General features: G+C 60.7%; 8 protein-coding genes and 1 pseudogene. All 9 read left to right on the plus strand.

Going from position 1 to position 12736, the window contains the following annotated elements; translation table 11 throughout:
- Positions 1 to 28 precede the first annotated feature (28 nt).
- The 9 genes and pseudogenes from B0E33_RS29405 (at position 29) to B0E33_RS29445 (ending at position 12722) form a co-directional block, all read left to right on the plus strand.
- Positions 29 to 358 carry a ferrous iron transport protein A gene (locus tag B0E33_RS29405; RefSeq protein ID WP_077294255.1) on the plus strand — a complete coding sequence of 110 codons (330 nt, stop codon included), beginning with the start codon at positions 29 to 31 and terminating at the stop codon, positions 356 to 358.
- Positions 358 to 2739, plus strand: coding sequence for a ferrous iron transport protein B (gene feoB, locus B0E33_RS29410; protein ID WP_077294258.1), 2382 nt, complete (start codon positions 358 to 360; stop codon positions 2737 to 2739). Before B0E33_RS29405 ends, feoB begins: the two co-directional genes overlap by 1 nt.
- 585 nt (positions 2740 to 3324) lie before the next feature.
- Positions 3325 to 5061, plus strand: a complete 1737-nt coding sequence (dhaL, locus tag B0E33_RS29415) for a dihydroxyacetone kinase subunit DhaL (protein ID WP_077294616.1) — start codon at positions 3325 to 3327, stop codon at positions 5059 to 5061.
- A gap of 19 nt (positions 5062 to 5080) precedes the next feature.
- A complete protein-coding gene (gene dhaL, locus B0E33_RS29420; protein WP_023014445.1) occupies positions 5081 to 5743 on the plus strand; it encodes a dihydroxyacetone kinase subunit DhaL in 663 nt (220 codons plus the stop codon).
- A pseudogene (locus B0E33_RS29425) lies at positions 5743 to 7829 on the plus strand (bifunctional sugar-binding transcriptional regulator/dihydroxyacetone kinase subunit DhaK). Before dhaL (B0E33_RS29420) ends, B0E33_RS29425 begins: the two are co-directional and overlap by 1 nt.
- A 131-nt stretch (positions 7830 to 7960) precedes the next feature.
- Positions 7961 to 8941 (plus strand): ABC transporter permease, encoded by a 981-nt coding sequence (locus B0E33_RS29430; RefSeq protein ID WP_077294620.1) that lies wholly within the window; start codon positions 7961 to 7963, stop codon positions 8939 to 8941.
- Between the two features lie 80 nt (positions 8942 to 9021).
- Entirely contained in the window at positions 9022 to 10023 is a 1002-nt protein-coding gene (locus B0E33_RS29435; protein ID WP_023001443.1) for a substrate-binding domain-containing protein, read from the plus strand.
- Between the two features lie 78 nt (positions 10024 to 10101).
- A complete protein-coding gene (locus B0E33_RS29440; RefSeq protein ID WP_077294261.1) occupies positions 10102 to 11706 on the plus strand; it encodes a sugar ABC transporter ATP-binding protein in 1605 nt (534 codons plus the stop codon).
- A gap of 5 nt (positions 11707 to 11711) precedes the next feature.
- Positions 11712 to 12722 (plus strand): ABC transporter permease, encoded by a 1011-nt coding sequence (locus B0E33_RS29445; protein ID WP_031269518.1) that lies wholly within the window; start codon positions 11712 to 11714, stop codon positions 12720 to 12722.
- The last annotated feature ends 14 nt before the right edge of the window (positions 12723 to 12736 follow it).

The following is a 12736-nucleotide window of genomic DNA, read 5'->3' on the forward strand; positions in this document are numbered from 1 at the left end:
AATCCTTCAAACCGAGAGTGGACAAATAATGCCGCCGCCGACAGCCGATGGCGCGGATGTTCTGACGCTTGCGCATGCTGTGCCGGGCAAGGCATATCACGTTGTCTGCCTGGGCGAGACACGCCACTCGCGCATGGAACTTCTTGCGGCCGGGCTTGCACCTGACACGGTCATCAATCTTCTTCGCGGCAACGGTCTGCGGCCGCGCATCGTGGCCTGTGGTGACATTCGCGCCGCCATCGGCGCGGATCTGGCCTTGTCGGTCCATCTCTCTCCTTGTAACTGCGGCTGCGGTTGCGATAGCAATCGCCAGAAGGAACAAGCCCACGAACACGTTTTCCGGGGGAGGGACGTCTGATGGGCTGTTCCAGTTGTGCCGCGCCCGGTTGCGTTCGGCGGGATCTTCTGCCCTGTGCGCCGGCGCAGTACCGGGTGTTCCTGCTCGGCCCTGCCAATTCGGGCAAGTCCACGCTGTTCAACATGCTCACCGGCGCCCGGCAAACGATCGGCAACTGGCCCGGCGTGACCGTCGATCGAAAGAGCGGAACGGCTGTCATCAAGGGTCTGACCGTTGAATTCGTCGATCTGCCGGGAATCTCGAGCCTGTCCGCTCCCCAGGCGGAACGGATAGATGAAAGGGTTGCCAGAGACGCGCTCGTCAACGTGGCGCATGATGCCCTGATTGTTGCGGTGGATCTGTCCGCGCCGCATCGCGGATTGTCCATGTTGCTGCAGGCCCGTGGCAACGGCGTGCCGGTTGTGGCGGTTCTGACGAAGGCCGACTGCTGGACGTCGGCTGCCGTGGACGCAGCCGCGCGGGTTCTGAGCGAACAATTGAATGTTCCAGTGGTTGCGGTTTCCGGCAGAACCCTTTCAGGGCTCGATCAGCTCCATGACCAGCTTGCACGTTGCCTGCAAGATCGGCAGCACGTTTCCTCTCCTCAGCAGATATCCTTGCCCGGCAAGGTCTGCGATGCCTTGGAGGCGTTGCAACAGGTTCTGGACGGCAGGCCCGAATATGAAAACGCCAACACCGTTGCCGCATCGCGCCGGTTGATGGAACGGGACTGGCTGACGGAAAAACGCGCGAGACAAGACCTTCTTGAAATCCGTGACCGTTTGATCGAGGAGACTGGACCTGTGGAAGGCGTGCTGCTTGACCAGTATCTGGCGGACGCGCCCCTCGCACAGGCAACCCTTCTGGCGCGCCGCATTGATATGCCGCCCCCTGCAGGTCGCAGATTTCTGTCTGACAGGTTCGACCGGATCGCCCTTTCGCCATGGTTCGGCCCGGTGCTGTTTCTTGGCGTTATGTATCTCCTGTTCTTCCTGACGATCAATGTGTCCGGCGTCTTCATCGATCTGTTCGACGGCCTCGGTCAGGCCGCCTTTGTCGATACACCAGCGCTCGTTTTCCATCAGCTGGGGCTGTCTGGCACGGTCCTCGACATTGCCGTCGGCGCAATCGGTACCGGCATTCAGACGGTTGGGACCTTCGTGCCGGTGGTCGGGTTCCTGTTCCTGTGCCAGATCTTTCTGGAGGAAAGCGGATACATGACCCGCGCAGCCGTGGTCGCGGACCGTGTGATGCGTCGTCTGGGACTGTCGGGCCGCGCCTTCCTGCCGCTTGTGCTGGGCTTCGGATGCACAATTCCGGCCGTGCTGGCAACGCGGACACTCGACACGCGCGCCGAGCGCATATTGACCTCGATGATGGCGCCCTTCATGTCTTGCGGGGCGCGCCTTCCGGTCTATGCGCTGTTCGCCGCTGCTTTCTTCCCGGTTGGGGGCCAGAATGTTGTTTTCGCGCTGTATCTGATCGGCATCGCGGCAGCGCTATTCACCGGCTGGATGCTGGCTCCCAGGCTGACCTTGCAGCGACCCCGGCCTCTGGCAATCGAACTCCCGATCTACCAGATGCCACCACTTTCCAGGGTCCTGCGGCTTTGCTGGGCCCGGATTCGGCAATTTGTAGCCGAGGCCGGGAAGACCATCGTGATCGTGGTTGCGCTGCTGTCGTTTCTGAATTCCGTCGGCCCCGATGGCAGCTTCGGCAATGAGGACAATGGCACCTCCATACTGGCGCTCACAGCCCGGCAGGTTACGCCCGTTCTTGAACCCATGGGCGTCAGTGCGGACAACTGGCCGGCAGCGGTCGGTCTTTTCACCGGCATGTTCGCAAAGGAAACCGTCGTGGGAACCCTGCAGGCTCTCTACGCCTCCGGCGAAACGGCAGGTGAAGTGGTTCCCAATCCGATGGATACCGCACAAGCCACGGTGCTTGCCCTGGGCGAATCCCTGCTCGGCCTGGCGGATGCCCTGCTTGATCCGCTTGGACTGGATGTCGGTGACATATCCAGTTTCGAAGCTGCGGCAGGCGAACAGAACGTCCAGCCAGCCGTCTTTGCCGAAATGTCCAGGTACTTCGGCAGCCAAAGCGCTGCATTTGCCTACATGCTGGCGGTATTGCTTTACATCCCCTGCGTTGCGACCCTTTCAGCGATTGCTCGGGAAATCGGTGCCGGTTGGGCCGTCTTTGCTGCGGCATGGACAACGTTTGTTGCCTATTCCGGTGCCACGATCGCCTATCAGCTCAGCCAGATCGGCAGCCACCCTGACCGCTCCCTTTTCTGGCTGGCACTCATGACGGGACTGATCGGACTGACCTTCTTCATAAGCCGGACCGTTGGAAGAAGTGGTCCGTCCAAGGCGGATTTTCGACCTTCCGCATCCGGGTGAATTTTACCCTCATAACTAGAAAGTGCCAATTTGTGCCGTCGGGCGTTCGAGGGGTGGCGAAAGGCGATCGATGCTGTGGGCATCTGCAAGGCCTTCGCTTCCCTGAGTCGATAAGAGCAGCCAAAGGGCATGTCTGAATGCTCATTTAGATCAGTTCCTTAGATCCGTGGGTCATTACCCGCCGTTCTGTCGATTTGGACGGAGCGAGGTCAAAGTGACGGCATCGAAATTCGTTCTCCAAACAAGTGCAGATACCGAAACCTTAGGTAGTGGGAATGCGGTTCCGGCCCTGGCCGAGATTGCGGCTGCAATGCTGTAGCGTCGCTGGACGACAGCGTCTCGACACGGAAAATGTCAATTTTTGATATTATTCGACTCTTGCTTGACAAATGACAAAATACGGATGAAGCATAGAGCCCATCAAGACCGGACCTGCACGTTCAGGGCGGCTCAGGGAGGAGCTAATCAGCGTCACTCTAGTCTCGGAAACTTCGGTTGGCCGAGCGCGGATCTTTGTTCAAAGGCGTCTCGCGCATGGCTTCCGGGGCTGAGTCCTTCTGTGACGTTTTTTCAAGCGGAAAGAGAATGCAGAGATTTATCAACGACCCAGACAACCTCGTGGACGAGACCGTTGCCGGCTTCGTGAGGGCGCATAGCGACCTTGTCCGGCTGGATCCGGAAAACGACCGTGTTGTCGTGTCCACCACAGCGCCGCGGCCAGGTCGTGTGGGTATCGTCACTGGTGGTGGATCGGGTCACGAGCCGGCCTTTATCGGCTATACTGGCCGGAACCTTGTCGACGCCACCGCTGTTGGCGAGCTGTTCTCCTCACCGACCGCCAAGAGCTTTGCCGATGCGATCCGCGCCGCCGATGGCGGCAAGGGTGTTGCCGTCCTTTATGGCAATTATGCCGGCGACAACATGAACGTGAAAATGGCCAAGGAAATGGTGGCTCCCGACGGCATCGAGGTCGTTACGGTGGTGGCCAACGACGACGTCTGCTCTGCGCCGCTTTCCGAGCGGGAAAAGCGCCGGGGTGTCGCCGGAGAAATCTTCATGTGGAAGATCGGCGGAGCGAAGGCTGCGCTCGGCGGGTCATTGACGGAAGTGCAGGCGGCCGCGCAAAAGGCAATCGATGCCTGCCGGTCCGTTGGTGTGGGTCTCGGGCCCTGCACCTTGCCCGCTGTGGGTCATCCCAATTTTTCGATCGAAGCCGGTACGATGGAAGTCGGCATAGGTCACCATGGCGAACCCGGAGTTCGTGTCGAAAAGCTCGCTTCTGCCGATGCCGTGGCCGACGACATGCTGAAGATCGTTCTCGATGATCACGGACTTGAGGACGGTGCGGAAGTCGCCGTGCTTGTTTCGGGTCTCGGTGCCACGCCCGTGAACGAGCTTTATGTCCTCTACAGCCGCATCGAGACACGTCTCCAGGCGCAGGGCATTCGTGTGCACAAGGCGTTTGTCGGCAACTACTTCACCTCGCTGGAAATGATTGGTGCGACCTTGACGGTCATGGCGCTCGACAGTGAGCTGAAAGAGCTGCTGGACATGGCCGCCGAGGCACCGGGCATGTCGACCGGGAAGGTCGAAGCACCGGAAGTTACCGAAGGCGCTCCGACCCACAGGTCACGGGGAAGCCGAAAAGAAGCGCGGTCCACCGTCGCAAAGGATGTCACCATCGAGGGACCTTCTGTGCCTGTTGCAGGATCTCAGGAGATCGTGGCGGAAGTTGCCGAGGTGATCGTCGCGAACAAGGCCTATCTTTCCGAAATAGACGGTCTGATCGGGGACGGTGATCACGGGATCAACATGGCCAAGGGGTTTGGTCGTGCCGCGGAGCGTATTTCCGGCAAGTCCCTTTCACTTGATGAGGCAATGAGCGTTCTGTCCGATGTCCTGATGAGCGAGATCGGCGGATCCATGGGGCCATTGTACGGCTTCATGTTCCAGGAAATGGCAACGACCGTTCAGGGGCGCCCCGCCATCGATGCCGTCGGGTTCTCGGCCGTTCTCAATGCCGCGCTTGTAGGCGTCCGCCGGACCGGTTCGGCAAAGGTCGGCGACAAGACACTGATCGACACGCTTGTTCCGGCGGTCGAAGCCTTTGACGGTGCGAAATCGCAAGGGTTCGTTGCTGCCCTTGCCGCCATGCGCAAGGCCGCAGAACAGGGACGTGACAGCACGATCGATCTGGTCGCGAAGATCGGACGTGCCAGCCGTCTGGGCGAACGATCGCGCGGTGTGCTGGACGCAGGCGCGACATCCTGCTGCCTTATCCTGGTGGCACTGGCCGACTCACTTGAAAAGAGGCTGGGCTAAACGGAGCAGCAGACGAACCATGACAAACCTCAACGCAACGCAAATGACCGAATTGCTCCGCATCGTCTCGATGCGGATCGACGAAGCAAGTGCCGAACTTGGCGCCCTGGATGGCGCCATCGGTGATGCCGACCATGGGAACACCATGGCACGCGGATTTGCCGCGGTCGTTACCGCATGCGTTGAGGCTGCAAACCAGGACGTGAAGGCCGGTGCCCTGTTGCCGATTGCAGGACGCTCGTTCCTGAATGCCGTCGGTGCAACGACCGGCCCGCTCTATGCCAGCGCCTTCCTTCGGGCTGGTCAGGCCTTTGATGCGCAGCAGGATATTCCGGTCGATCGTCTCCCGGAGATGGTTGTCTGCTTCTGCGACGGGATTGCACAACGGGGCAAGGCGACCCCTGGCGACAAGACCATGCTGGACGCCTGGGGGCCGGCTGCGCGTGCCGTAACAGAAGCACAACAGAACGGGGCAGGCCCGGTTGCTTGCCTCGATGCCGCGCTGGAGGCGGCGAGCGAAGGGCGAGAAGCCACGCGCGCCATGGTCGCCTCCGTCGGCCGGGCCGCAAGACTGGGTGAAAGATCCCTCGGGCATGTCGACCCGGGAGCCGCCTCCGCAGTCATCATCATTGCCGCATTGCGCGAGGGTCTCGCGAACCTCCTGCAAGGGGAGGCAAGCTGATGGTGAAGCGTTCCGGCGGGAAATCCGACAAGGCCGTCCTGAGTGAAATGCCGATGCGGTTCGGCGACGATCCGCTGCTGTGGGCTGCCTGGCTCTATTACGAAGACGGCATGACCCAGGCGGATATCGCCAACCTCATGGGGCTTTCCCGGGCGTCGGTGAATACCTATCTGGCCGATGCGCGCACGCGGGGGCTGGTCAATATCGAGATCGAACCGGATCGCTTCCGTTCGGTCATGATCGCAAAGGCCATGAAGGACCGCTTCAACCTGCAGGATTGCCTGGTCATCCCAGCGAAGGCGGTGATCGCTCTCTGTTCGAACGGCTTGGCGCTGCAGGTGCGCAGGTGCTCAAGAGGCTGGTGCGCGCCGGCGATACGATTGCAGTGGCCTGGGGCCGGTCTGTTCTGTCCCTTGCCGAGGAAATGCACCATCCGGGCCTTGCCGACATTCGCGTTGTTCAGGCGTCCGGCAGCACGACGGCGCGTATACCCTGGACCCCGGAGGCTTGCGCCGCGCGCCTTGCCGAAGCGCTCGGGGCTCGTTGGGTGCCCCTGTCGGCACCTGCCATCGTATCCTCGCCGGAAATGCGCGAACGGCTGCTGGCCGAAACCGTCTTGTCCGAGCAGATGGTCGTTCTTTCGGAAGCCAATCGCATCGTGATGGGCATTTCGTCGATGCGCCCGGAAAGCACAATTCACACAAGCGGCTTTCTCGACGGGGTCGACCGGCAAGCGCATTATCAGGACGCGGTCGGCAGCGTCAGCGGGCGCTTCATCTCGGCACGTGGGGAACCGGTCATCGGTCCGGTCAACGATCGGACGATCGGCCTTGATCTTGCAGCGTTGCGGGCAATCCCGCAGCGCATTGCCGTTGCCGGCGGCATTGAAAAGGTTTCGGCGATCCTTGCTGCGCTGCGTGGCGGATACGTCAACGTGCTGATCACCGATGCGGCCAGTGCAAGAGGTGTGCTCACGGCGGATGGCTGGCAGGAGCCGAAGCGGCGTTCGCAAGTCCCGGCCCCTGTTGTCGACGGGGCTGCACCGCGCGTCCATCACGGCGGCGACAAGAAACTGATCAACGAAGCACGGGACATTGTCGACGAGAGTATCGACGGTCTTCTGCTGGCGCATGAACCCTTGCTTGCCAAGGTGCCGGGGACCCATCGTGCCGTGATGGTGCGGCACGGGCCGAGGTCCGGCAAGGTCGGCATCGTCATAGGGGGCGGTTCGGGCCATGACCCCGGGTTCTGGGGTTATGTCGGCCAGGGCTGCGCTGATGCTGCCGTCATGGGCAACATCTTTGCCGCGCCGCCGCCTGATCCGATTCTGGCTGCGAGCCGTGCAGTTCATGGCGATGCCGGGCTTCTTTATATCTACGGAAACTTCTCCGGTGACGTCATGAACTTCGACATGGCTGCCGAAATGGCGGCCGCGGAGGGAATTCGTGTTCGTCAGGTTGTGACGACAGACGACATCGCCTCGTCACCACCGGATGCCCGCGGGTCGCGCCGGGGTGTTGCCGGCAACGTCTTCGTTTTCAAGATCGCGGGGGCTGCGGCAGATCTCAATGCCTCGCTCGAGGCCTGCGAAATCGTTGCGCGGCGCGCGGTCGACTGTACCTACACGATGGGTCTGGCCCTGGAGCCGGTAAGGCTGCCCGATACCCGTCAGCCGAGTTACGAGGTCGGTCCGGACGAGATGGAGATCGGGGTCGGCATCCACGGTGAACCCGGTGTGATGCGGCAGAAGATCGTCAAGGCGGATGATGCCGCGGATCTGCTTCTGGACCGCATTCTGAGCGAGATGGCACCGGTGCGCGGCGATCGCGTGGCGCTGCTCATCAACTCGCTCGGCGGCACCCAGACGATGGAACTCTACATTCTGGCACGCCGTGTTCGCCAGCGTCTGAAGGCGCATGGCATCGGCGTTCACCGCACCTTCGTCGGACCGTATTTCACCTCGCTGGACATGAAGGGAGTGTCGCTCTCGCTGATGAAGCTGGACGACGAGCTTATCACCCTTCTCGACCATCCCTGCCACACTCCTGCACTGACGGAACTCGGTGAGCAGAAGGGTGGAAAATGACGAAAAGACAATGGGTTAAAGGTGAATTGTCAAACCTTGAATCAGGGTGATTGACATTTGTCAGATACCCTTGTCTAAATACAATTAACGATCCGGAGTGCAAACGCTCCGGCCCCTGGGAGGAAAGATTGTTGCCTAGAGCTGACCGACAGACGGTGTTTTTGGCGCTGATCAATGTGATCGTGCTGGTCACCGGTGCCCTGCTTGCAGGTGCCAATTTTATCGACAGCTATAACCTGCAGATCATGGCTGCCCAGGTACCGGAGCTCGGCCTGCTGGCGCTTGGCGTGACCCTGGCCATGATCTCCGGGAACGGCGGTATCGATCTTTCCGGTATCGCCCTGGCCAATCTTTCCGGCATCGTTTCGTTTCTGGTCGTTCGTGCACTTGTCGTGCCGGGTGACGATCCGCTGCTGTTCTCCTGGACGTTCGCCGGCGTTGCAATTGCGGTCGGTCTCGTCGGTGGTCTTCTGAATGGAATAGTCATCGCCTTTGCCGGTCTGACGCCGCTGATCGCGACACTCGGCACCCAGCTGCTGTTCACCGGTGTCGCCGTCTGGCTGACCAACGGATCGGCACTCAGCCTCGGATATATTCCGCCGCTCGACAGCTTTGGAAACCTGCCCGTTCTCGGCGTTCCCCTGTGCTTCACGCTGTTTGTCGTGGTGGCCGCGCTGATTGCCTATGTCCTGCGCTATACGCCCTTCGGTGTGAAGCTGATGCTGCTCGGGTCGAATGCGAAGGCCGCTCACTATGGCGGTATTCCGGCCCGCCGCATGATCGTGATCACCTATACGATCTGCGGAATTCTGGCCTCTATCGCGGGTGTCGTCATCGCTTCACGCAATCTGTCCGTCAAATGGGATTACGGCAGCTCCTATGTCCTCATCGCGATCCTGATTGCGGTTTTGGGTGGCGTGAAGCCGGAAGGCGGATACGGCAAGGTGCTGTGCGTTCTTCTTGCGGCAACGGCGCTGCAGATCCTGTCGAGCCTGTTCAACTTTCTCGGAATCTCGAACTTCTTCCGCGACCTTGCCTGGGGTGTCCTTCTGCTCGCCCTGCTGGCCTCGGCTCGCGTGAACTTCAGCATCTGGTTGCCATCAAGGCAATGAACGGATGCGCCGCGGGCCTGAGGGCATCCCGGGCGGCGCAAGAATGAACAGCCCTTTTAAAAAACCGTGGAGGAAAGACTATGAAATCAGTCAAGAAACTGGCTGGAAGCGCGCTCGTCCTGAGCACTATACTTGCCGGCCCGGCTTTGGCTGCAGACGAGCAGACCATCACGACGGTCGTGAAGGTTACCGGCGAAAACTGGTTCATCCGCATGAACGAAGGCGTCGATGCCTTCAATGCGGACAAGGAGGCTATCGACGCCACCCAGATCGGCCCGGCACAGGCCGATGCCGCTCAGCAGGCGCGCATCATCGAGGATCTGGTTGCCAAGGGCGTATCCGCGATCGCGGTAGTGCCGATGGATCCGTCCGCACTGGAAGGCGTGCTGCGCCGTGCACAAGGCCGTGGCATCAAGGTCATCGCCCATGAAGGTGACAGCATCGTCAACGCGGATGCCGACATCGAAGCTTTCGACAACGCGGCGTTCGGCACCAAGATCAACGAAGGTCTGGCTGAATGCATGGGCGGTGAAGGCAAGTGGACGACCTTCGTCGGCTCGCTCGGCAGCCTGACGCACAACCAGTGGGTTGATGCCGGTGCGGCCAACGCGGAAGCAAAGTATCCGGGCATGGAACTGGTTGCTGCGAAAAACGAATCCTTCAACGACGCCAACAAGGCGTATGAGAAGGCCAAGGAAATCCTGCGCGCCTATCCGGACATCAAGGGTTTCCAGGGTTCCTCCGCAATCGACGTCATCGGCATCGGCCGTGCGATCGAGGAAGCTGGCCGGTCTGATCAGACCTGCGTCTTCGGCCTGGGTCTGCCCAAGGACACCGGACCTTACCTGGAGACCGGCGCTGTCGACCGGATCTACTTCTGGGATCCGAAGGATGCCGGCTACGTGATGAACGTCGTTTCGGAAAAGATCCTCAACGGCGAAGAAATCACCGATGGCGCCGACCTCGGCGTGCAGGGCTACAACTCGGTCAAGGTGAGCCAGGGTCCGGGCAAGGGCATCATCATTCAGGGTCAGGCCTGGGTTGATGTCGGCAAGGAAAACTACGGCGAATACCCGTTCTGATCCTCTGACACACGACTGCAAAACAGGGGGCGCGGGAACACCGCGTCCCCGAACCTATCGAATTCACAGGACGTCACCATGCAGCCCCAGCCCGCTCAGTCTCAAAAGACAGGCACGGCGCCTTTTCTAGAGATCCGCAATGTGCGCAAGTCGTTCGGCGGCGTGCAGGCGCTGAAGGATGTCAGCGTCACGCTTCATGCCGGACAGATCTACCATCTCATGGGTGAAAACGGCTGCGGCAAGTCCACGTTGATCAAGATCATCTCTGGCGCCCAACCGGCGACATCGGGACAGATCTTCATCGATGGCGTGCAGACCGAAGGCGAGGTCGCAGGCGATCTCGGTGCCATCGGTGCCCTGCGTGCGGGCATCGAGACCGTCTATCAGGACCTTTCCCTACTCCCCAATCTGTCGGTTGCCGAAAATGTCGCCCTCACAGGTCAGCTCGTGGAGGCAGACGGCAGTCTCGCCCGGAGGCTGAAGTTGGGCGCGCTTTACGAAACTGCGGCCAAGGCTCTTGAGCAGGTTCATCTGCCGACGGACCGTGCCTTCCTGACGCGCAGAATTGACACGCTTCCTCTTGCAACCCGGCAGCTGGTCGCGATTGCTCGCGCCATTGCCGCAGAGGCACGGCTCGTCATCATGGATGAGCCGACCACTTCGCTCACTCGGCAGGAGGTGAACTACCTGCTTTCCGTCGTCCGGAAGCTTTTGGACAAGGGCGTGACGGTCCTGTTTGTGACGCACAAGCTCGACGAGGTGAAGTCGCTTGGTGGACACGCCATCATCATGCGTGACGGTCAGAAGGTTGCCGAGCGCGACGTGACCACCACCAACAAGGCCGAAATCGGTCATCTGATGACCGGTCGCGAGATTTCCGAGGCCCGGTATCGGACCGAACCGAAAATCGGCGATACACTGCTTCAGGTCGAAGGACTGAGCCAGGGACGTGCCTTCAAGAACCTCTCGTTCACGGTGCGCAAGGGGGAAATTCTGGGTGTGACCGGCCTTCTGGATTCCGGCCGCAACGAGCTGGCCCTTGCGCTGTCCGGTGTCGTCCCGGCAGAGCGCGGCACGATCCGTCTGGACGGCCGGTCGGTTGCCCTGCGCTCACCGGCCGAAGCCATCAGGGAAGGCGTCGGCTATGTTCCCGAAGACCGCCTGACTGAAGGCCTGTTCCTGGAGAAATCCATTCAGGACAACGTCACGTTGCCCGTGCTGAACAGGCTTCGCAATTTCTTCGGAATGATCAGCCAGCGCAAGGCGCGCAAGCTCTCCGAAGACCAGATCACTGATCTTCAGGTGGTCGCGCCCGATGTCACGGTGCCGGTGCAGTCGCTTTCGGGCGGTAACCAGCAACGGGTTCTGATCGGACGCTGGCTCACCATCGAACCACGCCTTCTGGTACTGCACGGCCCGACTGTCGGCGTCGATGTCGGCTCGAAGGACACGATCTTCCGCATCATTCAGCGTCTGGCGGACGACGGCATGGCTGTCGTGATCATTTCCGATGACCTTCCCGAGCTGCTGCAGAACTGCGACCGCATTCTCGTCATGCGACAGGGTGGGATCGTCGCAGATTATGCGGCCGAAGAGGTCGATGAAGACGGGATCTACCAGACAATGGCTGCAGGCCCGGCGACGGAAGCGTCGGCGAACATGGACGAGGAAGCCGCACAGTGACCGACATGACCCTTACCAACAGCGGACCCGGCGTGTTCAAGCGCATCTGGGATCTGATGGGCCGCAGACCGGAGCTGTTCACGCTTGCACTCGTCATCCTGACGGTGATCGGCGTTGCGATTGCCAATCCGGACTTTCTGGCGGTCAACAATCTCTTCGACATTCTGCGGGCCTCGGTGGTCCGCGGCATCTTTGCGATGGGCGTGCTTGCCGTTCTTGCCGCCGGCGGGATCGATGTATCGTTTACCGCGATTGCAGCCTTCGTCATGTACGCGCTGACCATGCTGGTCACGAATGTGTTTCCGGGCATGCCGATCTGGGTCATCCTGCCGCTGGCCGCCGCCGGAGGAGCTGCTTTCGGCGTGGTCAACGGGCTTCTGGTCCATGCGCTGCGCACGCCTTCGCTGATTGTCACCATCGGCACCCAGTACTTCATTCGCAGTTTCCTGCTGACGTTCATCGGAACGGCCCTGTTCATGAATATTCCGGCCGCAATGGATGGCTTCGGGAAAGCCTCGTTGATCACGTGGCATGGCACCAATGGTGTGATCTCGACCTTGCCGGCAACAGTGCTGGTGCTTGTCGCGGCGGCTTTTGCGACCTGGTTCATCCTGGAAAGAACGCTCATGGGACGGGCGATCTTCGCGGCTGGCGGCAATCCGGGCATTGCCGAGCGCCTCGGTTTCAATCTGTTCTATGTCCGGTTGTTCGTCTTCGGCTGGGCCGGCCTTCTGGCTGGTGTCGCTGGTATCGTGCATGTCGCTTCGAACCGGCTCGCTAACCCGTTCGACCTTGCAGGCATGGAACTGGAAATCATCGCGGCAGTGGTGCTCGGCGGCGCCAAGATCACCGGCGGTTCGGGAACCGTGGTCGGCACACTGCTCGGCGTTGTCCTGATCACGCTGGTCAGCAACGTTCTTGTCTTCATCGGTATCCCCAGCACGCTTCAGCTCGCCATCATCGGCGCCTTCATCCTGCTGGCGGGCACGATCTTCGCATTGCGCAACCGCGCCTGAAACATAATTTCCCG

The sequence above is a fragment of the Roseibium algicola genome (genome assembly GCF_001999245.1).
In the GTDB taxonomy this organism is placed as follows: Bacteria; Pseudomonadota; Alphaproteobacteria; order Rhizobiales; family Stappiaceae; genus Roseibium; species Roseibium algicola.